General features: G+C 69.0%; 17 protein-coding genes. 11 read left to right on the top strand and 6 right to left on the bottom strand.

Annotated features, from left to right (window positions below; translation table 11 throughout):
• Window positions 1–69 precede the first annotated feature (69 nt).
• The gene (locus MTBUT4_RS17850) at window positions 70–1527 is read right to left on the bottom strand and encodes a succinate-semialdehyde dehydrogenase (RefSeq protein ID WP_173981063.1); all 1458 of its coding nucleotides are present in this window, start codon (window positions 1525–1527) and stop codon (window positions 70–72) included.
• A gap of 78 nt (window positions 1528–1605) precedes the next feature.
• Between MTBUT4_RS17850 and MTBUT4_RS17845 the strand changes: the two genes are divergently transcribed.
• From MTBUT4_RS17845 to MTBUT4_RS17835, 3 genes are all read left to right on the top strand, one after another.
• The gene (locus MTBUT4_RS17845) at window positions 1606–2442 is read left to right on the top strand and encodes an alpha/beta fold hydrolase (RefSeq protein WP_173981062.1); all 837 of its coding nucleotides are present in this window, start codon (window positions 1606–1608) and stop codon (window positions 2440–2442) included.
• Between the two features lie 102 nt (window positions 2443–2544).
• The gene (locus MTBUT4_RS17840) at window positions 2545–4506 is read left to right on the top strand and encodes a methyl-accepting chemotaxis protein (RefSeq protein WP_173981061.1); all 1962 of its coding nucleotides are present in this window, start codon (window positions 2545–2547) and stop codon (window positions 4504–4506) included.
• Window positions 4507–4524: 18 nt separating this feature from the next.
• Window positions 4525–4827: an STAS domain-containing protein gene (locus MTBUT4_RS17835; protein ID WP_173981060.1), complete on the top strand. Its 303-nt coding sequence runs from the start codon at window positions 4525–4527 to the stop codon at window positions 4825–4827.
• Window positions 4828–4834: 7 nt separating this feature from the next.
• Here MTBUT4_RS17835 and MTBUT4_RS17830 read toward each other — a convergent pair whose 3' ends face one another.
• Window positions 4835–7168, bottom strand: a complete 2334-nt coding sequence (locus MTBUT4_RS17830; RefSeq protein ID WP_254434924.1) for an adenylate/guanylate cyclase domain-containing protein — start codon at window positions 7166–7168, stop codon at window positions 4835–4837.
• Window positions 7169–7406: 238 nt separating this feature from the next.
• On the opposite strand from MTBUT4_RS17830, the gene MTBUT4_RS17825 reads away from it, so the two are divergent.
• Entirely contained in the window at window positions 7407–7925 is a 519-nt protein-coding gene (locus MTBUT4_RS17825; protein ID WP_173981059.1) for an SET domain-containing protein-lysine N-methyltransferase, read from the top strand.
• Window positions 7922–9082, top strand: coding sequence for a type III PLP-dependent enzyme (locus MTBUT4_RS17820; RefSeq protein ID WP_173981058.1), 1161 nt, complete (start codon window positions 7922–7924; stop codon window positions 9080–9082). The genes MTBUT4_RS17825 and MTBUT4_RS17820 overlap by 4 nt, the downstream gene beginning before the upstream one ends.
• Before the next feature lie 557 nt (window positions 9083–9639).
• Here MTBUT4_RS17820 and rpoH read toward each other — a convergent pair.
• Window positions 9640–10518, bottom strand: coding sequence for an RNA polymerase sigma factor RpoH (rpoH, locus tag MTBUT4_RS17815; RefSeq protein ID WP_173981057.1), 879 nt, complete (start codon window positions 10516–10518; stop codon window positions 9640–9642).
• Between the two features lie 237 nt (window positions 10519–10755).
• Between rpoH and MTBUT4_RS17810 the strand changes: the two genes are divergently transcribed.
• The gene (locus tag MTBUT4_RS17810) at window positions 10756–11817 is read left to right on the top strand and encodes a glycosyltransferase family 4 protein (protein ID WP_173981056.1); all 1062 of its coding nucleotides are present in this window, start codon (window positions 10756–10758) and stop codon (window positions 11815–11817) included.
• A gap of 3 nt (window positions 11818–11820) precedes the next feature.
• A complete protein-coding gene (locus tag MTBUT4_RS17805; protein WP_173981055.1) occupies window positions 11821–13977 on the top strand; it encodes an amylo-alpha-1,6-glucosidase in 2157 nt (718 codons plus the stop codon).
• A 399-nt stretch (window positions 13978–14376) separates the two neighbouring features.
• Here MTBUT4_RS17805 and MTBUT4_RS17800 read toward each other — a convergent pair whose 3' ends face one another.
• A complete protein-coding gene (locus MTBUT4_RS17800; RefSeq protein ID WP_173981054.1) occupies window positions 14377–14595 on the bottom strand; it encodes a DUF2795 domain-containing protein in 219 nt (72 codons plus the stop codon).
• Window positions 14596–14739: 144 nt separating this feature from the next.
• Between MTBUT4_RS17800 and MTBUT4_RS17795 the strand changes: the two genes are divergently transcribed.
• Together MTBUT4_RS17795 and MTBUT4_RS17790 are read left to right on the top strand one after the other, a co-directional pair.
• Window positions 14740–14982, top strand: a complete 243-nt coding sequence (locus tag MTBUT4_RS17795; RefSeq protein WP_173981053.1) for a hypothetical protein — start codon at window positions 14740–14742, stop codon at window positions 14980–14982.
• A gap of 61 nt (window positions 14983–15043) precedes the next feature.
• The gene (locus MTBUT4_RS17790) at window positions 15044–16357 is read left to right on the top strand and encodes a hemolysin family protein (protein WP_173981052.1); all 1314 of its coding nucleotides are present in this window, start codon (window positions 15044–15046) and stop codon (window positions 16355–16357) included.
• A gap of 225 nt (window positions 16358–16582) precedes the next feature.
• Here MTBUT4_RS17790 and MTBUT4_RS17785 read toward each other — a convergent pair whose 3' ends face one another.
• Complete coding sequence (locus MTBUT4_RS17785) at window positions 16583–16987, bottom strand: bacteriohemerythrin (protein ID WP_173981051.1); 405 nt, start codon at window positions 16985–16987, stop codon at window positions 16583–16585.
• A complete protein-coding gene (locus MTBUT4_RS17780) occupies window positions 16987–17631 on the bottom strand; it encodes a class I SAM-dependent methyltransferase (protein ID WP_254434923.1) in 645 nt (214 codons plus the stop codon). Before MTBUT4_RS17780 ends, MTBUT4_RS17785 begins: the two co-directional genes overlap by 1 nt.
• A gap of 65 nt (window positions 17632–17696) precedes the next feature.
• Here MTBUT4_RS17780 and MTBUT4_RS17775 point away from each other — a divergent pair, with 65 nt between their 5' ends.
• Together MTBUT4_RS17775 and MTBUT4_RS17770 are read left to right on the top strand one after the other, a co-directional pair.
• Window positions 17697–18194: a YdcF family protein gene (locus tag MTBUT4_RS17775; RefSeq protein WP_173981049.1), complete on the top strand. Its 498-nt coding sequence runs from the start codon at window positions 17697–17699 to the stop codon at window positions 18192–18194.
• Between the two features lie 88 nt (window positions 18195–18282).
• Window positions 18283–21288, top strand: coding sequence for an HD domain-containing phosphohydrolase (locus MTBUT4_RS17770; RefSeq protein WP_173981048.1), 3006 nt, complete (start codon window positions 18283–18285; stop codon window positions 21286–21288).
• The last annotated feature ends 99 nt before the right edge of the window (window positions 21289–21387 follow it).

Genomic DNA, 21387 nt, shown 5'->3' with positions numbered 1-21387 from the left:
GACCCAGGGGGTGCACCGTCAGCGTGTCCGCGACTCCTGGGTTCCCGCCTGCGCGGGAACGACGGAACGTTACAGCCCGCCCATGCAGACGTATTTGACCTCCAGGAATTCCTCGATGCCGTGCCGCGAGCCCTCGCGGCCGATGCCGGATTCCTTCATGCCGCCGAACGGGGCGACCTCGGTGGAGATGATGCCCTCGTTGACGCCGACGATGCCGTATTCCAGGGCCTCCGCCACCCGCCAGCAGCGCCCGACGTCGCGGGAATAGAAATAGGCGGCGAGGCCGAATTCGGTGTCGTTGGCCAGGCGCACCGCCTCGTCCTCGGTGTCGAAGCGGAACAGCGGGGCGACCGGGCCGAAGGTCTCCTCCCTGGCGCACAGCATGTCGGCGGTGATTCCGGTCAGGATGGTGGGCTCGAAGAAGGTGCCGCCCAAAGCGTGGCGCTTGCCGCCCAGCATCACCTTGGCCCCCTTGGCGACGGCGTCGGCGATGTGGCGCTCGACCTTTTCCACTCCCTGCTCGTTGATCAGCGGACCCTGCTGGGTGTCGCCGCCCAGGCCGGGGCCGACCACCAGCTTCACCACCGCCTCGGCCAGCTTGGCGGCGAAGGATTCGTACACCTCGGCCTGGACCAGGATGCGGTTGGCGCAGACGCAGGTCTGGCCGGTGTTGCGGTACTTGGACGCCATGGCTCCGGCCACCGCCGCATCCAGGTCGGCATCGTCGAAGACGATGAAGGGGGCATTGCCGCCCAGTTCCAGGCTGACCTTCTTCACCGTGCCGGCGCATTGGCGCATCAGCAGCTTGCCGACCTCGGTGGAGCCGGTGAAGCTGAGCTTGCGCACGGTCGGATTGGCGGTGAGCTCGCCCCCCACCGCGGCGTAATCGGCGGTGGGCAGCACGTTGAACACGCCGGCCGGCATGCCGGCGCGCACCGCCAGCTCGGCCAGGGCGAGGGCCGACAGCGGGGTGTCCTCGGCCGGCTTGACCACCACCGTGCAGCCGGCGGCCAGGGCCGGGGCGCATTTCCTGGTGATCATGGCGTTGGGGAAGTTCCACGGCGTGATGGCGGCGACCACCCCCACCGGCTCCCTGGTCACCACGATGCGCCGGCCGGGGGCGGTCGGCGGGATGAGCTCGCCGTAGACCCGCTTGGCCTCTTCCGCATACCACTCGACGAAGGCGGCGCCGTAGACCACCTCGCCCTTGGATTCGGCCAAGGGCTTGCCCTGCTCGGCGGTCATCAGCACGGCCAGGTCGTCGGCATTGGCCAGGATCAAATCGTGCCAGCGGCGCAGGATTGCGGCGCGCTCCTTGGCGGTGCGGGCGCGCCAGGCGGGCAGGGCGCGGGCGGCGGCGGCGATGGCGCGGCGGGTCTCGGGCACGCCGACCGAGGCGATGCGGGCGATCACCGAGCCGTCGGCGGGATTGGTGACGGCCAGGGTGGCGCCGTCATCGGCATGGATCCATTGCCCGTCCACATGGGCGTGGTGGCGCAGCAGCTTGGCATCGGCGAGATCGAGCATGGGGGCCTTCCGTGGCGCGGGACAACACTGGCGGACCAGATATACTCAACCCCGTCCGCAACGCAAAGGCCGCCGCCCATGACTCCGCGCTCGCTCTACCTCACCCTGGCCGGTCTCGAGGTCCATGTCAGCGCGTGGGGCGACCGCGACGCCCCGGCCCTGGTGATGTGGCACGGCCTGGCCCGCCACGGCCGCGACTTCGACACCGCGGCGCGGCACTTCGCCGGCCGCTTTCGGGTGCTCTGCCCGGACACCATCGGCCGCGGCCTGTCGGCATGGTCGCCCGAGCCGGCGCGGGACTACACCATTCCCACCTATTGCCGGCAGGCGCTCGAGCTGCTGGACCAACTGGGGATCGAGCGCTGCGCCTGGGTCGGCACCTCCATGGGCGGGCTGGTGGGCATGGGCTTGGCGGGGACCGAGGCCGGGCGGCATCGCATCTCCCGACTGGTGCTCAACGACATCGCGCCGCGTCTGAACGCCGCCGCCATCGAGCGCATCAAGGCCTATGTCTCGGTGGTGCCGGACTTCGCCACCATGGCCGAGTTCGAGCAGTTCCTGCGCGCCGTCTACGTCCCCTTCGGCGCGCTGTCCGACGACGAGTGGCGGGCCATGGCCGAAACCTCCGCGCGCCGTCGCGACAACGGCCGGTTGTCGTGCCATTACGACCCGGCGGTGATGCGGGTGTTCGCCGACAGCTTCGACGATTTCGACATGTGGGACGTCTACGACGCCATCTCGTGCCCGGTCCTGGCCCTGCGCGGCGAGGCCAGCGACCTGGTGGAGCGCGCGGTGGCCGAGGACATGAGCCGGCGCGGGCCGCGGGCCGAGCTGGTTCACGTTCAAGGGTGCGGCCACGCCCCCTATCTCAATACCCCCGGCCAGCTGGCGGTGCTGGACCGCTTCCTCGGCTAGAACCTGAGGGCAGGGTACATACTACCGGAATGGGGGTGGTAATCCTTTAGTCTAGGTCTATCATGTCAACCATGGCGTTAGATCCGGCGGGAGGAGGCGACCATGGCCAAGCTCGGTCTCAAGTTGCGGCTGATGATCAGCTTCGCGGCGGTTCTCGCGGTGGCCGGGGCCGGCCTGGTGCCGCTGGTGCTGCGGGAGATGTCGGCCACCATCATGCGCGCGGAAACCCGAGAACTGGAGGGCGTCGTCGATGCCTTCGCGGCGCAAGTGGCCATGATCTCGGACAGCGGCGCCGGCATGGCGCGGCTGGTGGCGGGCATGCCGCAGGTGCAGAAATCCTTTGCCGAGGGTGACCGCGACGGGCTGGCCGGCCTGTTCTCGCCCGGCTACAAGGTGATGAAGGATCAGGTCGGGGTCGAGCAGTTCCAGTTCCACCTGCCGCCGGCCACTTCGTTCTTCCGGGTCCACATGCCGGCCAAGTTCGGCGACGACCTGTCCTCGTTCCGCTTCACCGTCATCGAGGCCAATCGCAACCACCGCCCGGTGATCGGGCTGGAGAGCGGCGTCGGCGGGCTGGGCGCCCGCGGCGTGGTGCCGGTCGATTTCGAAGGCAAGCCGATCGGGACGGTCGAGTTCGGCATGGCCCTGGGCAAGGGCTTCGTCGATGCCTTCAAGACCCGCTTCGGCGTCGATGCCGCCGTCTATGTGCGCGATCCCAAGGCCGACGGCTTCAAGACCCTGGCGGCGACCGCCGAGGCGCCGTTCTACGCCGCCGAGGATCTGGCCCAGGCCATGGCCGGCGCCAAGGTGATCCGCGAGGGGATGCGGGCGGGGGCGCCGGTGGCGGCCATCGCCGCGCCGCTGCTCGATTATGCCGGCAAGCCCGCCGCGGTGGTCGAGATCGTCATGGGCACCGAGGATTACGCCGCCCAGCTCGCCGGCGCCCGCAACACCGCGCTGGCCGGGATGCTCGCCGTCATGGCGGCGGGCCTTGCGGTGGCGTGGCTGCTGGCGCGCAACGTCTCGGCGCCGCTGGTCGCCATCACCGGGGTGATGCGGACCCTGGCCGATGGCGACCTGTCGCCGCCGGTGCCCTCGACCGAACGCGCCGACGAGGTCGGCGAGATGGCCCGGGCGGTCGAGATCTTCAAGCGCAACGCCGTGGAGAAGCTGCGGGTCGAGGCCGAGTCGCGCGCCCTGCAGGAGCACGACGAGCAGGCGCGCCGGGAGCGGGATCAGGTGGCGGCCGAGATGGCGCTGGGGGTGAAGGCCAAGGTCGAGGCGGTGGACAAGGCCACCGCCGGCATCGGCGCCACCGCCAAGGCCATGTCCGAGCGTTCCAAGAGCAGCGGCAGCATGTCGCTGGAAATGGGCGAGGCGGCCAGCGTCACCAGCGAGCGGGCCACCATGGCCTCGGAGGCCACCCGCCAGCTCTCGCTGGCGGTCGACGAGATCGCCCGCCAGGTCGCCCACGCCAACGACATCACCCGCGACGCGGTGACCCAGGTCAGCACCACCGCCGGCCAGATGGAGGGATTGTCGGGGGCGGTGCGGGCCATCGGCGACGTGGTCAAGCTGATCAGCGACATCGCCGCCCAGACCAACCTTCTGGCCCTCAATGCCACCATCGAGGCGGCCAGGGCGGGCGAAGCCGGCAAGGGCTTCGCGGTGGTGGCGCACGAGGTGAAAAGCCTGGCCAACCAGACCGCCAAGGCGACCGAGGAAATCTCGCGTCAGGTCTCGGAGATCCAGCAATCGGCCCACACCATGGCCGGCAGCATCGGCGAGGTGGTTTCGGTGATCCGCACCCTGGACGAGGTCTCGTCGGCCATCGCCGGGGCGGTGCAGCAGCAGGACGCCTCGACCCGCGAGATCGCGGTGAACGTCGAGCAGGTGGCGGCCCAGGCCGACGTGGTGTCGCGCAACGTCGCCAAGCTGGCCTATTCCTCGGCCCACACCTGTGCCGGCACCATCCGGGTGATGTGGAGCGCCAACTCGTTGACCGAGACGGTGGACGGGCTGGTCGACGAGACAGAAGGGTTCCTGTCGCGTATGCGGGCCTGAAAAAGGGGGGAGGGTGTGATGGACTACGAACTGAAGGACAACGGCGGCGAAATCATCGTCTCCCTGGCCGGTTCCCTGAGCTTCATCGACAATGAAAGCGTGCGGGCCATCATCGGCGACGTGCGGGGGCGGCAGGCCAAGACGGTGACCTTCGACCTGGCCGGGCTGGAAAAGCTCGATTCGGTCGGGCTGGGCCTGCTGCTGATCGTCAAGGAGGAGTTCGAGTCCCTCGGCATTTCGCTCCGTCTCTCCGACCCGCGCGCAGCGGTCAAACGCCTGTTCGAAATCGCCGACATGGGCCGGCACTTCGTCATCGTGTGAGGCGGGCTCAGGCCCCCGGCCACAGGGGGCCGTCGCCGTCCAGGATCAGGCCGGCGGCATCGGCGGCGGCGGCGGAGTCGGCGGGCGCGTCCCTGGTCTTCTTCCGGCGGCCCCTGGCGGGAGCGGACTCGCCCGGGGTCACCATGCCCGCCACCGCGTTCAGCATGCTGGCTGCCGATGGGGCGGGATGCTCCTCGACCGCCGCATCGATGACGGGTTCGGGTTCAGGCAGGGGCTCGGGTTCAGGCTCGGGCTCGGGTTCAGGCTGGGCGTGGTCGATTTCGGTGCGGCGGCGCAGGTGGTAGACGGTCTGCTTGCCGAAATCCTTGGCCAGCGACAGCACGCCCACATATTCGCAGGCGTAACGCTCGACGTATTCCTCGCCGTTGTTGACCGCCTCCGAGCGCAGCGCCGATTGCTCGGCGGTCAGCACGGCGACGAATTGCTGGGTGGCGTAGACGTGGCCGATGACGGTGACCGGCTCGAGGCGGGCGGCGCGGTTGATGTGGCTGCCGTAGAAATTGGTGTTGCCGCGGATCGGGTCGATGGCCTCGAACACCGGGCCGGCATGCAGCGAGATGCGCAGATTCAGCGGGTTGGGCAGCTTGTCCAGCATCTCGACGCCCAGCCGCGCCACCACCTCGCCCAGGGTCAGGGCGTATTCGGCCATGGGCGTCGCCTTGTCCATCACCGCGAAGATGGCGTCGCCCCAGGTGTTGATGTGGGCGGGCTGGACCCCGGCTTCGGCCAATCCCTCCTTCAGCCGTCCCAGGAATTCCAGGAAGGCGGGGATGTTCTCCTCCTTCAGCTTGGAATAGCCGGCGATGTCGCAGAACAGCATGGAGCGGATGACGCGGCCCTGGCCCTCTTCCTCGTCGCCGCCGAAATCAAGATTGGGCAGCGCCGGCCCCTCCTCGCCGATCAGGTCGGGGCGCTGCTGCAGCAGGCCGTCGAGATCGACGATGCGCAGGCGGGTGATGTCTTCCCACTGGTCGATGAAGTCGCCGGCGCCGCCGACCAGCGAGCCGGGCATCATGTCCCACACCGCCAGCAGGTAGGGCGAGGTGTGCAGGAAGCCGGCCCGCAGGGTCGCCAGCCCGTGCAGGCACTGGTTGGCGAAGCGGTACAGCATGTCGTGGCCGAGATAGCGCTCCTCGGTGGCGTAGGTGACCGAGGCGGCCAGCTTCAGCGCATTGCGGAAGCGCATTTCCCAGCGCGGCCCGCCATAGCGCACGTCCTCGGCGATGAAGTCCTCGATGGCGAAGGGCATCACCACGTTGACCTCGGCGCCGCGCTCCAGCATGGCCTCGATGAACAGCAGCTCCGAACCGCACGAGGCCATGCAATAGCCGATCTGGGCGTTGAGGTCCTCCAGCTGCTGGGCGATCTCGGCCCGTACCGCCGCTTCCAGCCCGGGCGGGAAATGCGGCCCCTCGCCGTCGCGGTCGAGGGCGTGGCCGGTGAACACCACCACCGTCGGCGGCTTGATGAAGTCGCCCAGTTCGTCGGGAATCGCCACTCCGCTCTGGCGCAGCAGCTCGATCTCCTTGAGGGTGGACACCACCTGGCCGTAATGGACGCCTTCCAGCGCGTGCGCCGCCTGGAAGGTGGACAGCGCCGCCGCGCCGTCGCCCAGCAGCAGCTGCGCTTCGCCCAGGGTGGCGAGAATGCGGTAGCGTTCGTCCACGGCGGGGCCGGCCGCCACGGATGGGGCATCCGCCAGCAGGGCGACGACCTCGCCCGCAAGGTCGCGGGCCTGGCGGCGGTCGCGCAGCAGCGCCGCCATCATGGCGGCATCGACGCCGTCGCGCGGATTGGCGCCGGCATGGAAGGCGCGCAGGAACAGCTCGCGGCAATGCACCAGGTCGCGGCGCTCGCCCGAGGACAGCCAGGCCTCGCGGAACACGTGGGCCAGGGCGTTGTAGGTGGGGGAATCGGCGCTGGCCACCAGCTTCTTGCCGCGCACCATCTCGATGGCCTCGGCCAACTCGGCGATGGAGCCCAGCGCGGCGCCGGGATCGGGGGCGTCCAGGGTCGCCACCGCCGATTTCAGCGCGGTCTGCAGGCGGCGGAACGGCCCCTCGTCGATCAGGATGGCGTCGAGGACCGGCGCCAGCAGGCGGCGCGCCTCGTCCACCGCACCGGTCTGGGACAGCGCGATGGCGCCGTAGATGGCGAGGTTGAAGGAGTCGGGGAACTGGCGCAGGCCGTCGCGGCAGACGTCGTGGGCAAGAAAGTTCTGCCCCTCGTCCAGCAGGCTCCGGGCCGCGTCCTCCCATTCCCGCTGACCGCGCGGCGACGACAGTGTCTGCGGACCGATGATCGCTGGCTTCTCCGCCACGGCCCGAACCCTCCTGCGACGTTGCTTCCCCACCCCACTGTTTAGCACGCCGCCGCCCGTTCGGCGAGGGCTTCGGCGCAGAAGGGGGAGGCCGGCCCCATCCGGTCGTGGTCGTTCGGAATTTTAAATTTGTTCAATGAGTTAATTCGATGTTTTGTCATCGTTGACGATGCCGGCTAGGTAGTACTACGGTGGTGTCATCCCGTTCCCACCTTGCCCGCCCCGAGGTGCCCGTCGCATGGCTGACATCTATCCCCCGGACTACCTCGTTCACGCCGACCTGCCCACCACCGAGCAGTTCACGGTCACCTCGGTGAACGGCAAGGTCGGCGTGGGAGTCCGGGCCAACCTTCCGTTCGCCCGCGGCACCCGGGTGGCCACCTTCACCGGGCAATTGTCGGCGCAGGTGCTGCAGCACACCCTGCAGGTCTCGCCCAGCGCCCATCTCCACGATCCGTGGTTCGTCGGCCTGCTCACCCATTCCTGCGCGCCCAATTGCATGCTCGACATGCAGCGCCTGGAGGTGTGGGCCCTGTCGGACGTTCAGCCGGGCGATCTGCTGACCATCGACTATGCCGTCACCGAGGACATGCTGCACCGCCAGTTCGCCTGCGGCTGCGGCTCCTCGGCCTGCCGCAAGTGGATCACCGGGCGGCGCGAACCGCCCAACGAGATGGGCCGCGCCTATCTTGCCGGGCTGGAGGCGAAGAAGGTCAAGCGCATCGTCACCCGCTCGCCGCGAAAGCTGGCCAGGTGATCGGCAGCTTCGGCTCGGTCGCAGCGCTGCTTCGCCAGGACGCCCCCGACACCCCGGTCCACCTGCTCAGGCCCCATCGTCTGGCGGCGGCGGCCCGGGCCTTCGTCGCCGGCTTTCCCGGCGACGTGCTGTTCGCGGTCAAGTGCAACGCCCATCCGCTGGTGCTGAAGACCCTGCGGGCCGAAGGCGTGCGCCATTTCGACGTCGCCTCGCCGATGGAGATCGGGCGGGTGGCCGAGGCGGTGCCCGACGGCATCATGTTCTACCACCACCCGGCCAAGACCCCGGCGCAGATCCGCCTGGCCCGCGAGTCCGGGGTGCGGCACTACGCCGTCGATTGCATCCCGGAGCTGGAAAAGGTCAAGGCCCATGGCGGCGCCGACGCGGTGCCCATGGTCCGCCTCGCCATCCCCAAGGGCTCGGGCGCGGTCTACGATCTCTCGACCAAGTTCGGCGCGCCGCCCGACCTCTTCGGCGCGGTGCTGCGTCGTGCGGCGGAGCTGGGCCTGCGGCCGGGCGTCACCTTCCACGTCGGCTCGCAATGCCTCGACCCCGAAGCGTTCCGGCTGGGTATCCGCATGGCCGCCGAGTGCCTCGACCGCGCCGGCATCGCGGTGGCGCTGATGGATATCGGCGGCGGCTTCCCGGCCTATTACCGCAGCACCGGCGCGCCGCCGCTGGAGCGCTACTTCCAGGTGATCGACGAGGCCCGCCGTGAGTGGGCCGCGCCGCGCGGCATCCGCCTGCTGTGCGAGCCCGGCCGCGGCCTGGCCGCCGAGGGCGGCTCGCTGCTGGCGCGGGTGATCCTGAGGAAGGACGATGCGGTCTATCTCAACGACGGCATCTTCGGCGGGCTGACCGAGGTGTACTGGGGCAAGGACGACCTCAGCCTGCCCTACCGCGTGGTGACCCCCGAAGGCGGCCCGCGCGGCGGCCCGGTGCGCCCCTTCACCGCCTACGGCCCGACCTGCGACGGCAACGACGTGCTGCCCTACCGGCTGGAGCTGCCCGCGGAGGTGGCCGACGGCGACTACCTGGAATTCAACCTGATCGGCGCCTACGGCCGCGAGATGGCGGCCCGCTACAACGGCATGACGTCCGAGGCGGTGGCGGTGATCGAGGCCGATTTCGCCGGGCATAACGGCATCGAGGGCTGAGCCGCGGGAGGCTACACCCCCGGCACCTGGCGCGGCCCCGCCGGGGGAATAACCACAGAGACACAGAGGAGTCACAGAGAAGGGTGTTTTTTCCTCAGTGCCTTCTCTGTGTCTCTGTGGTGAATCAACCATCACCCCCCAGAACCATCTTCATCCGTCGTTCCCGCGCAGGCGGGAACCCAGGAGTCGCGGACACACTGTCGGTGCACCCCTGGGTCCCCGCCTGCGCGGGGACGACGGTCATAGGGGGTCGCAGAACCGCCGGGGGAATAACCACAGAGACACAGAGACACAGAGAAGTCACAGAGAAGGGTCATTTCCTTTGTGCCTTCTTCGTGCCCTTCGTGTCTTCGTGGTGAACCCATTCTTTCACACCGCGAGTCGCGGGGACGACGGTCATAGGGGGGCGCCACAGTAACGGTGATCGGGAGGTCAGAGCTGAGCCCCCCTCCCCTTGATGGGGAGGGGTCGGGGGCGGGGTGAGTTCCGCGACGGCGCCGACGCGGTTCGCCCCCCACCCCGACCCTCCCCCGCAAAAGGGGGGAGGGGGGCCATTTTTACACCGCCGCCAGTGCCTTGGGCGCGAAGCCGGCGGTGACCAGGGCGCGGACCTTGTCGAAGGCCTTGACCTCGATCTGGCGGATGCGTTCGCGCGACACGCCGTAGCGCTCGCCCAGTTCCTCCAGGGTCGGCGGCTGGTCCCGCAGGCGGCGCTCGACGAAGATCTCGCGCTCGCGCTCGGTCAGGGTCGCCAGCGCCCGGGCGATCAGGGCGCGGCCCTGGCCCAGCTCCTCGCGCTTGGCCAGCGCGGTCTCCTGGTTGTCGGATTCGTCGGGCAGCAGCTCGACGATCTCGGTGGCGCTTTCGCCCACCGGGATGTTGAGCGACGAGTCGCGCCCCGCCATGCGGCGGTTCATGCTGACCACGTCGGCTTCGTCCACCTTCAGTTCGGTGGCGATGGCGGCGACGTGCTCGGGCGCCATGTCGCCGGACTCCAGCAGACGCAGGCGGGCCTTGATCCGGCGCAGGTTGAAGAACAGCTTCTTCTGCGCCGCCAGGGTGCCGATCTTGACCAGCGACCACGAGTTCAGCACGAACTCGTTCAGCGAGGCCTTGATCCACCACATGGCGTAGGTGGCGAGGCGGAAGCCGCGCTCGGGGTCGAATTTCTTGACCGCGCGCATCAGGCCCAGGTTGCCCTCGGAAATGAGGTCGGCGATGGGCAGGCCGTAATGGCGGTAGCCCATGGCGATCTTGGCGACCAGGCGCAGATGGCTGGTGACCAGTTGGTGGGCGGCGGCGGTGTCGCCGTGCTCGACCAGGCGCTTGGCCAGCATGTACTCCTCCTCGGCCTCGAGGACCGGGAAGGCGCGGATGTCACGGAAATACTTGGTGAGGCCGCCATCGTCGGCGACCATCGGCAAGGAACCCCTCATGTCATATCCTCCCACGAGCAACATGACGATGCCCACCCTGCAAGGTCGGGCGACGCGCAACGGCCTTCGCATGAACGACCGGTGTGGGAACATTATGCAAACCGAAGTGATCCACGTCAAGCCCGGAACGGCGCAACAGGGGGTGCGGCGCGGTTGTTCCCCTGCCTCCGAAGCTCACGTTGCCCTCGTTCGGGGCGCTGCCCAAGTGTCGGTGTGCCACAGCAAAGGGATGAGAGCATGCGGATCGCGCAGGTGGCGCCTCTCAACGAGGCGGTCCCGCCGCTCTATTACGGCGGGACGGAGCGAGTGGTATCTTATCTGACCGAGGAACTGGTCGCCCAAGGCCACGACGTGACCTTGTTCGCCAGCGCCGATTCGGTCACCTCGGCCCGGCTGGTGGCCTGCGCGCCGCGGGCGTTGCGGCTGGATTCCGGGGTCGAGGACCGAATGGTCCATCACCTGCTGCAGCTCGAGGAAGTTCAGGAGCGGGCCGCCGCCTTCGACGTGGTTCATTACCACTGCGACTACATCCATTATTCGTGGGGGCGGCGCGCCGGGGTGCCGGTGCTCACCACCCTGCACGGGCGCCAGGACATCCCCGATCTGGCGGCCCTCTACCGCGAGTTCGACGATTTGCCGCTGGTGTCGATCTCGGAGTCACAGCGCCAGCCCATTCCGTGGGCCGGCTGGGTGGGCACCGTCCAGCACGGATTGCCGCCCGGCCTGTTGCAGCCGGGGGGCGGCGCCGGCGGCTATCTCGCCTTCCTCGGGCGGTTCTCGCCCGAGAAGGGCTTCCCCCGTGCCGTCGAGGTCGCCCGCCGCACCGGCCTGCGCCTCAGGGCGGCGGCCAAGGTCGAGGCCGCCGACCGCGCCTATTTCGAGGCCGAGATCCGGCCGCTGCTGGCCGACCCGCTGGTGGAATGGGTGGGCGAAGTGTCCGAGGCGGACAAATCGGCCTTTCTTGGCGATGCCCTGGCGCTGCTGTTCCCCATCGACTGGAACGAGCCGTTCGGCCTGGTGATGATCGAGGCCATGGCCTGCGGCACCCCCACCATCGCCTGGGACCGGGGCGCGGTGCCCGAGGTGATCGAGCCCGGCCTGTCCGGCTTCGTGGTCGGCTCGGTCGACGAGGCGGTGGCGGCGGTGGCGCGGTGCCGGGGCTTCGACCGCGCCGCATGCCGCGCCGCCTTCGAGGACCGCTTCACCGCCGCCCGCATGGCCGCCGACTACGTCTCTGTTTATCGCCGTCTGGCCGCCCGCTGGCGGACACCGCTGCGCCCCGCAATCGGGGGGGCCTGAGCCATGAGCGACATCATCCGCGTCAGCGGCCACGCCTACGTGCTCGCCACCTCGCCACGGGTGGCCATGCGCACGCTGACGCTGAAGGACGGCGACACCTTCGCGGTGTTCGACCGCTACGGCGACACCGGCAGCGTCGGCTCGGGCGAGCAGGGCATCTACCACCGCGGCACCCGCATGCTGGCCCACCACGAACTGCGCCTGGGCCACCAGCGGCCGCTGCTGCTGTCCTCGACGGTGCACGAATACAACGCCTTCGTCGCCGTCGACCTGACCAATCCCGACATCCCCCTGGGCGGCAACCGCATCATTCCCAGGGGGGCCATCCACGTCTTCCGTTCGCTGTTCCTGTGGCAGGGCGCCATGTGCTGCCGCACCCGGGTGTTCAACTACGGCGACGAGGATCTGGAGACCGACATCACCTACCTGTTCGAGGCCGATTTCGCCGACGTCTTCGAGGTGCGCGGCGTCCACCGGCGCGAGCGCGGCCGGCAATGGGTGGACGTCGAGGGCGACACCGTGGCGTTGTGCTACCAGGGGCTGGACGGCGTTCGCCGCATCACCCGGATGGAGTTCTCGGAGCCGCCGGCCGAGCTGGCCGCCGGCCACGCCCGCTTCACCCCCCGCCTGCGCCCGCGCGAGGCCTTCGAGCTCTACCACACCGCGTCCTTCGAGGAAGGGGCGGCCGAGCCCCCCGGAGCCGTGCATTTCCAGCGCAGCCGCGAACAGCTGATCGGCAAGCTGGGCCGCCGCTGCACCACGCTCACCACCTCCAACGAGCAGTTCAACCACTGGCTGGAGCGATCGGCGTCCGACCTGCGCATGCTCGAGACCGACACCCCGGACGGCCCCTATCCCTATGCCGGGGTGCCGTGGTTCTCCACCGTGTTCGGCCGCGACGGCATCATCACCGCGCTGGAATATCTGTGGATCGACCCCGGCATCGCCCGCGGCGTGCTCGCCACCCTGGCGGCCAACCAGGCCGACCGGTCCAGCCCGGTGCAGGACGCCGAGCCGGGAAAGATCCTGCACGAATGGCGCGAAGGCGAGATGGCCAATCTGGGCGAGGTGCCCTACGGCCGCTACTACGGCGGCGCCGATTCGACGCCGCTGTTCGTCATGCTGGCCCACGCCTATTGGCGCCGCACCGGCGACCGCGCCACCCTGCACGGGCTGTGGCCGCACGTGGAGCGGGCGCTGGACTGGATCGAACGTTACGGCGACGCGGACGGCGACGGATTCGTCGAATACGCCCGCCAGCGGCCCGAGGGCCTGGTGAACCAGGGCTGGAAGGATTCCGAGGATTCGATTTCCCATGCCGATGGCAGCCTGGCCGAGGGTCCCATCGCCCTGTGCGAGGTCCAGGGCTACGTCTATGCCGCCCTGGTGGGGGCCGCCGAACTGGCCAGCGCGCTGGGCGAGCCGGAACGCGCCCACGAGCTGCAGCAGCGCGCCCAGGCCCTGCGCGAGCGGTTCGAGGCGGCGTTCTGGCTGGACGATCTCGGCACCTACGCGCTGGCCCTGGACGGCGCCAAGCGCCCCTGCCGGGTGGAAACCTCCAATCCCGGGCACCTGCTCTTTTGCGGCGTGGTGAGTCCGGAGCGGGCGCGGCTGGTCGCCGATTCGCTGATGGGACCCGAGCTGTTCTCGGGCTGGGGGGTGCGCACCCTGGCCGAGCGCGAGCGGCGCTACAACCCCATGAGCTACCATAACGGCAGCGTCTGGCCCCACGACAACGCCCTGGCCGCCGCCGGGCTGGCCCGCTACGGCATGGCCGAGCGTGCCCACAAGATCCTGGCCGGTATGTTCGACGCCGCCCTGGCGGTCGATCTCAACCGTCTGCCCGAATTGTTCTGCGGCTTCCCGCGTCAGGCGGGACAGGGGCCGACGCTTTATCCGGTGGCCTGCATCCCGCAGGCGTGGTCGGCCGCCTCGGCTTTCCTGATGCTGCAATCGGTGCTGGGGCTGGAACTGAAGGCGTCGCCGCCGACCATCCTGTTCCACCGCCCGGCATTGCCCGATTTCCTCAACCGGGTCGAGATCGGCAATCTGACGGTGGGTGGCGCCTCGGTCGACATCATCCTCAACCGCCATCCCCATTCGGTGGGAATCAACGTGCTGCGGCGCGAGGGCGAGGTGGATATCCGGATGGAGTTCTGAGGGATATTTGCCAATCCGCTCGACCCGTAGCCTCGTCCTGACGAGCCACCCTTTGGGGGTCGTCTCTAACAGGGTGCGGAAAAACTCGGTTTGCCACCCTCTGACCCGTCACCCCCGCGAAGGCGGGGGTCCATGTTGGGGCAATGCGGAGAGCTTGCCGCAATATATAGTGCGCTGAGGCATGGATTCCCGCCTGCGCGGGAATGACGGAAGAAAAAGGGGGGGTTCCGCACCCTGCTAAGGGCGAGGCGGGCCAAGGGTTTGCGATGGGGGGGTGCGACGGGCTCCGCCCATCGAGACGACCGCTGCCGCGGCCTCCCCAGGGCGAGCCCCCAATGTGGCCCTCCACCCGACCTCCCCCCGCCTGCGGCAGGGGGAGGGGGGCAGGGCGTGCCGGACTCAGCGCGACTGGCCGAACCCCTTCATGACATCGGCCATGCTGGCGTACTGCTCGTCGGGCAGGTTGTTCAGTTCGTCCAACACCGTCTTGTCGGCGTTGTTCTGCTGGGCGTGCTTGATGATGTCCTGCTTGGAGCAGGGGAAGTCGATACCCTTCAAGGCGTGGGTCACGTTGGCGGCCGAACCCTGCGAGCCGCCGCTGCTGCCTTCCTGAGCCATGAATTCCTCCGATTTCGCGGTTGACGCTCGCAGGGTTAACCGGCCAGCCGCCGGCAAGTTCCTTGCCTACTTCTTCCGCGCCCCCGGGAACCCGCCGGTGCGTCCGCCTGTTGCCGCTGCATCACCCTTCGGAGGAGGCCGTCCATGAACCCGCGCTTGCTCGCTGCTGCCCTGGCCGTGCTCGCTTTGGCGGGCTGCGGTACCTCGACCACCGACCGCGCCCTGTCCGGTGCCGGCATCGGCGCCGGTGTCGGCGCCGGCACCGCCGCAGTGACCGGCGGCAGCATCCTGGGCGGTGCCGCCATCGGCGGCGCCGGCGGTGCCGCCGCCGGGGCGCTCACCGACGAGGAGGATCTGGATTTGGGCAAGCCCGTCTGGCGGCGGTGACCTGGCGCGCCCCGGCTGATAGAATGGCCACTGGTCTTCAACAGCCGGGATATGTCGCCGAATGTGGTGGGAAATACTTGTCGTCGCCCTGCTGGTGGCGCTGAACGGTTTCTTCGCCATGTCCGAGCTGGCGCTGGTTTCCGCCCGCGCCGGCGAATTGCGCCGCCGCGCCGCGACCGGCTCGCACGGGGCCAAGGTGGCGCTGCAGCTGCAGGCCGACCCGTCGCGCCTGCTGTCGGCGGTGCAGATCGGCATCACCCTGGTCGGCATCGTCGCCGGCGCCTATTCCGGCGCCACCCTGGGCGGCAAGTTGGCCGACCGCATCGCCGCGGCGTCGCCGGCCCTGGCCCCGTATGCCGTGGAAATCGCCATGACCGTGGTGATCGGCGCCATCACCTACCTGTCCCTGGTGGCCGGCGAACTGGTGCCCAAGCGCCTTGCCATGCACCACGCCGAGGCCATCGCGGTGCGGGTGGCGCCCTTCATGCACCGCCTGGCGGCAGCGGGCGGTCCGCTGGTGATGCTGCTGCGGGCCTCGACCAACGCGGTGCTGCGCCTGCTCGGCCAGCGGCCGCACCAGACGCGGGCGGTGACCGAGGACGAGGTGCGCGCCCTGATCGCCGAAGGCGCCCTGGTCGGGGCCATCGAGCCGGCCGAGAAGGCCATGCTCGACCGCGTGCTGCGCCTCACCGACCGCCCGGTCGGCTCGATCATGACGCCGCGGCCCGACGTGGTGTGGCTGGACGCCGAGGACACCGCCGGCTGGGCGGCGCGGCTGGCCGAGGTGCGCCACTCCCGGTTCCCGGTCGGGCGCGGGACACTGGACGATCTGGTCGGCATCCTCGACACCCGCCGGCTGCTCAACCGCGTGCTGGCGGGCACCGATCATGATCCCATGGCGGCGGTGGTGGAGGCCCCGGTGGTGCACGAGGACACACGTGTGCCACGCATCCTCGAGATGTTCCGCGAGACCGGCGCCCCCATGGCGGTGGTGCTGGACGAATACGGCGGCGTCGAAGGCGTGGTCACCATCACCGACATCCTGACCGCCATCGCCGGCGAGATGCCGGCCGCCGACGGGGACGACAACCCGGCGGCGGTGCGCCGCGACGACGGCTCGTGGCTGATGGACGGCGGCATCGCCATCGACGAGGTCGAGGCCGTCACCGGCCTGGCCGGCATGGGTGACGAGGGCGACTTCCACACCCTGGCCGGCTTCGTGCTGTCGCAGACCGGTCACCTGCCGCAGATCGGCGAGACCTTCATCTGGCGCGGCTGGTCGTTCGAGGTGGTGGACATGGACGGCCGGCGCATCGACCGGGTGATGATGACGCCGCCGCCCAATTCGGGCGAGACCAGCGGCAGCGGGATTTGAACTAACCCGCTTTGCGCACGCAAGGAAATACCTCCCCCTGATCGTCACCCCCGGGCTTGTCCCGGGGGTCCATGGCGGCGGAGCCGCCTTCGGCAGCATGGATGCGGCGGCGGAGCCGCCTTCGGCAGCATGGATGCGGCGGCGGAGCCGCCTTCCGCAGCATGGATGCCCGGATCAAGTCCGGGCATGACGAAGGAGAGGGTGACCACATCGTATCGGAAAACTTTACCGCTCCGTCACCAGTCCCTTCATCTTGAGGTCGGAATGGATCAGATGGTCCACCAGCCAGTGCTTCAGGAACGCCGCCATCTCGGCGGCGCTGGCCGTGTCGATGGGCTTGGTGCGGTCGATGAAGTGGGACTGGATGAAGGCCTCCAGCGAGTCCAGCAGGGCGTTGTGCTCGGCCTGATGGGCCTGGTGGCGGCCGTAGCCGTTCAGCACCTGCAGCCGCTCCTCGCGCTCGAAATGGCTGGCGGCGTACTGGAAGAGCTTGCGCGCCACCGATTGCAGCCGCTCCGCTCCGGCGCTCGAGCCGGCTTCGAACTCGTTGATGATGGCGATCAGCTGCTTGTGGTCGGCGTCGATGGAGGGCACGCCGATGCTGAGCTGGTCGCGCCATTCCAGGGGCATCAGGCCCTCCGCAGCAGGTTGACGCGCATGGGCTGGTCGAATTCCATGCCGTCGGGGGTGGGGGTGCCGTTGGCGGCGAACAGGGCGCGCATCTCGCCGTCCATGGCGGCGAATTTCGCCTCGCGCTCGGCATTGGCGGAAATGATGCGCTCGCGGAAGGCCTCGTAGTCGCGCATCACCACGGTGTGGAGATAGGTGAACTCGCGCTCCATGCGCAGTTGCGGGCAGGCGCCCAGGGCGCGGTAGGCCAGGGCGCGCACCTCGGCCTCGTCGTCGATGGGGCGGCAGGTGCGGTAGAACACCCCTTCGGCCAGCGGCTCGGACACATAGACGGTGCCGCCCGGCACCAGCACGCGGGCGGCCTCGGCCAGGGCGGTTTCCATGTGCTCGGCGGGGACGTGGTGCAGCGAGTTGAAGAACACCACGATGTCGGCCGAGGCATCGGCGGCGGGCAGCGCCTGCCCGACACCTTCGATGATGTCCATGGCGCCGACGGTCTCGCCGGCGCGGGCCTTGGCCAGCTGGCGGGCCGAGCATTCCACCCCCAGCACGCTGGCGCCCCGGCGGGCCATGTGACGGACCAGATGGCCGTCGCCGCAGCCGACGTCGATGACGCGCTTGCCTTCCAGGTCCAGCGTCTCCACGATCACATCCGTATTGCGCCGCCTGTCCATGAGACCTCCTGATCGCCGTCCGAACTGCTTAGCCGATGCCGCCCCCCCCTGTCGAGTTCGACATCGCCATAGTCCTTGGCGCCAAGGTGCTGCCCGACGGCAGCCCGTCGCCGGCGCTGCGCCGGCGGGTCCGCCATGCCGTCGGCCTGGTGCGCGCCGGCATCGTCGCCGAGCTGCTGATGAGCGGCGGCCCGGTGCGCCATCCGGTGCCGGAGGCCGAAATCATGCGGACCCTGGCGCTGGCCGAGGGGGTGGCGCCCGAGCGCGTCCATGTCGAGACCGGGTCGGTCAACACCCGCGGCAATGCCCGCCTGTCGGCCGCCATCGTCGCCGCCCGGGGATGGCGCCGGGTGGTGGTGGTGACCGATGCCTACCACCTGCCGCGCGCCCTGTTCCTGTTCCGCCGCCACGGCCTCGCCGCCGCGGGCTCGGCGGCTCGGCCCGAGCGTCCCGGATACGAATGGTGGTGTGCGCATCTGCGCGAGGTTTTCGCGATGCTCAAGACGCTGTGGCGCGAGGTGGCGGCTCGGTGACGGAGCCTGTGCGCATTCAAAAATAGCAGGGGACGGCGGTTCGCCACCTGATCTAAAAGTATGGCTTTCCCCCTGTACGGGTGTTTCCATGCTGCGTTTCAAGGTCCCCTTCCAGGTCAGTATCGTCTCGGCCATTCTGGTGATCGTCGTGGCGCTCAGCGCGGCGACCCTCGGCAGCGTTTATGTCGCCAGTTCGAAGACGGCCGAGGAGACCGCCGGCCAGCTGTTCGCCGGGGTGGCACGGACGGCGCAGGAGCGGGTCGATCGCGAAGTGGGGGACACCCTGAAGCTGGCCGGCCTGGGGGCGTCGCAGCCGTTCTTCGGGGCGCTGTCCGAGCAGGGCCTGGATTTCCCGGCGCTGCCGCTGCTCTATGCCGCGCTGGCCGATGATCCCTCGATCTATTCGGTCTATTACGGCTTCGAGAACGCCAATTTCCTGCAGGTCATCGCCACCCGCTCCGACTCCCGCATCCTCGAGGCGCACAAGGCCCCCGCCGGCACGGCGTGGATCGTGCGCTCCATTTCGGGCAGCGGCGACGCCCGCCGCCAGGTCTGGAGCTTCCTGGATGCCAGCCGCATGGAAATCAGCCGCCAGGTCGACCAGGCGCCGTCCTACGACCCGCGCAAGCGCCCGTGGTACGAGGCGGCCAAGGCGGCCGAGGGCGCGCAACTGTCGGCGCCTTATGTCTTCAACTCGCTGCAGCAGCCAGGCATCACCGCCTCGCGGCGGATGGTGGGCGGCGCCGGCGTGTTCGGCGTCGATATCACCCTGTCCGGCCTCGACGACTTCGTCGCCGAGCAGTCGGTCTCCGCCAATGGCGGCATCGTGCTGTTCGACGACGCCCAGCGCATCCTGGCCTACAGCCACGGCCTGGGCGATGCCGGCCAGCCGGCCCTGGCCGAGATGAAGTCGCTGAATACCGGGATCATGCAGGCCCTGGCGCGGCTGGCGGCCGAAGGCGGCGGCGAGCGCACCCGGGTGGTCGAGGATGCTGGCGGCCGCCTGCTGGTGCGCATGCAGGAATGGCGGGGCGGCGGCCGCTCCATCGGCATCGCGGTGGCGGCCCCGATCGAGGATTTCTCGGGCGGCATCCGCGACATGCAGAAGCAGATCCTGCTGCTGGCGCTGGGCGCGCTGGTGGCGTTCCTGCCCGGCGCGCTGTTCTTCTCGGCGCGCATGGCGGCGACCGTGCGGGCGCTGGCCGCCGACGCGGTGCGGGTGCAGAACTTCGATTTCTCGGGCCGCGAGGCGCCGTCGTCGCGAATCATCGAATTCTCCGACCTCGGCACCGCCTTCGGCATGATGAAGGCGACGCTGGAGGCCAAGACCCGCGCCCTGGAGGTCGAGCAGGAGAAGCTGGGCCGGCTGGTCGATCTGGGTATCGCCATGTCGGCCGAGCGCGACACCACAAAGCTGATGGAAATGGTGCTGGTGGGCGCCAAGGAGCTGACCAACGCCGATGGCGGCACCCTCTACACCATCGGCGACGACGGCAAGCTGCACTTCCAGATCCTGCGCAACGATACCCTGAACGTCGCCCTCGGCGGAACCTCGGGCAATCCCATCACCATCCCGGCGGTGCCCCTGTTCGACGACGAGGGCCGGCCCAACCACCGCAACGTGGTCAGCCACGCGGTGCACGAGCAGGTCACCGTCAACATCGCCGACGCCTACGATTCCACCGCGTTCGATTTTTCCGGCACCAAGGCCTTCGACGCCCGCACCGGCTACCGTTCGACCTCGTTCATGACGGTGCCCTTGAAGCCGCGTGGCGGCGACATCATCGGCGCGCTGCAGCTGATCAACGCGCGCCCGCCGGGGTCGGACAAGGTGATTCCCTTCGTCGCCGAGATCCAGCGCTTCGTCGAGGCGCTGGCGGCCCAGGCGGCCACCGCCATGTACAATCGCGAATTGCTGTCGGCGCAGGAACGCCTGATGGATTCCATGATCCAGCTGATCGCGGGCGCCATCGACGCCAAGAGCCCCTATACCGGCGGCCATTGCGAACGCGTCCCGGAACTGGCTCTCATGCTGGCGCGCGAGGCGACCAACCAGAAGGCCGGCCCGCTGGCCGACTTCCGCTTCGAGACCGACGAGGAATGGCGCGAGTTCAGGATCGGCGCCTGGCTGCATGATTGCGGCAAGGTGGTGACGCCGGAATACATCGTCGACAAGGCGACCAAGCTCGAGACCATCTACAACCGCATCCACGAGGTGCGGATGCGCTTCGAGGTGCTGCTGCGCGACGCCGAGATTCTGCGCCTGCGCGCCATCGCCGAGGGCATGGACCCGGCCCAGGCCAACGCCCGCATGGCGGCGCGCAAGGCGCAGCTGCTGGACGACTTCGCCTTCGTCGCCGAGTGCAATGTCGGCGGCGAGTTCATGGCCCCCGAGAAGGTGGAGCGGCTGCAGCAGATCGCGTCCCAGACCTGGTGGCGCCATTTCGACGAGCGCCTGGGCCTCGGCCACGAGGAACTGAAGCGCTACGACCACATGGAGGATGCGCCGCTGCCGGTGGCCGAGCCGCTGCTGGGCGACAAGCCGCACCACGTCATCCCGCGCCTGGGCGGCATGCACAAGGCCTATGAGACCCTGGATTTCAAGGTCAAGGTGCCGGAGAACCTCTACAACATGGGCGAGGTCTACAACCTGTCCATCGGCCGCGGCACGCTGACCGAGGAAGACCGGTTCAAGATCAACGAACACATCATGCAGACCATCGCCATGCTGGAGACCATGCCGTTCCCCAAGCAGCTGCGGCGCGTCCCGGAATATGCCGGCACCCACCACGAGACCCTGATCGGCACCGGCTATCCGCGCAAGCTGACCAAGGACGAGCTGTCGGTGCCGTCGCGCATCATGGCCATCGCCGACATCTTCGAGGCGCTGACCGCCTCGGACCGCCCGTACAAGAAGGCCAAGACCCTGTCGGAGTGCATCAAGATCCTGTCCTTCTTCAAGAAGGACGGTCACATCGACCCCGACCTGTTCGACCTGTTCCTGACCTCGGGCATCTACAAGGACTACGCGGAGCGCTTCCTGCTGCCCGAGCAGCTGGACGAGGTCGATATCTCCAAATACATCAGCGCCTGAGTGAAGCCCCCCCACCCCCAACCCCTCCCCATCAAGGGGAGGGGAGTTCGCATATCTCGTCTATTCGATGATCGTCTGGAGCGCACTCTAATTTATTGA

The organism is Magnetospirillum sp. UT-4, assembly GCF_902729435.1.
Classification (GTDB): Bacteria; Pseudomonadota; Alphaproteobacteria; order Rhodospirillales; family Magnetospirillaceae; genus Magnetospirillum.
The sequence above is the reverse complement of the archived record's forward strand: the minus strand, read 5'-3'. Positions and strand labels throughout refer to the sequence as shown.

Excerpts from the sequence above, each read along its gene's own strand:
- MTBUT4_RS17850 (WP_173981063.1), bottom strand. The coding sequence starts at position 1,527 with ATGCTCGATCTCGCCGATGCCAAGCTGCTGCGCCACCACGCCCATGTG.
- MTBUT4_RS17845 (WP_173981062.1), top strand. The coding sequence starts at position 1,606 with ATGACTCCGCGCTCGCTCTACCTCACCCTGGCCGGTCTCGAGGTCCAT.
- MTBUT4_RS17840 (WP_173981061.1), top strand. The coding sequence starts at position 2,545 with ATGGCCAAGCTCGGTCTCAAGTTGCGGCTGATGATCAGCTTCGCGGCG.
- MTBUT4_RS17835 (WP_173981060.1), top strand. The coding sequence starts at position 4,525 with ATGGACTACGAACTGAAGGACAACGGCGGCGAAATCATCGTCTCCCTG.
- MTBUT4_RS17825 (WP_173981059.1), top strand. The coding sequence starts at position 7,407 with ATGGCTGACATCTATCCCCCGGACTACCTCGTTCACGCCGACCTGCCC.
- rpoH (WP_173981057.1), bottom strand. The coding sequence starts at position 10,518 with ATGAGGGGTTCCTTGCCGATGGTCGCCGACGATGGCGGCCTCACCAAG.
- MTBUT4_RS17810 (WP_173981056.1), top strand. The coding sequence starts at position 10,756 with ATGCGGATCGCGCAGGTGGCGCCTCTCAACGAGGCGGTCCCGCCGCTC.
- MTBUT4_RS17805 (WP_173981055.1), top strand. The coding sequence starts at position 11,821 with ATGAGCGACATCATCCGCGTCAGCGGCCACGCCTACGTGCTCGCCACC.
- MTBUT4_RS17800 (WP_173981054.1), bottom strand. The coding sequence starts at position 14,595 with ATGGCTCAGGAAGGCAGCAGCGGCGGCTCGCAGGGTTCGGCCGCCAAC.
- MTBUT4_RS17795 (WP_173981053.1), top strand. The coding sequence starts at position 14,740 with ATGAACCCGCGCTTGCTCGCTGCTGCCCTGGCCGTGCTCGCTTTGGCG.
- MTBUT4_RS17790 (WP_173981052.1), top strand. The coding sequence starts at position 15,044 with ATGTGGTGGGAAATACTTGTCGTCGCCCTGCTGGTGGCGCTGAACGGT.
- MTBUT4_RS17785 (WP_173981051.1), bottom strand. The coding sequence starts at position 16,987 with ATGCCCCTGGAATGGCGCGACCAGCTCAGCATCGGCGTGCCCTCCATC.
- MTBUT4_RS17775 (WP_173981049.1), top strand. The coding sequence starts at position 17,697 with ATGCCGCCCCCCCCTGTCGAGTTCGACATCGCCATAGTCCTTGGCGCC.
- MTBUT4_RS17770 (WP_173981048.1), top strand. The coding sequence starts at position 18,283 with ATGCTGCGTTTCAAGGTCCCCTTCCAGGTCAGTATCGTCTCGGCCATT.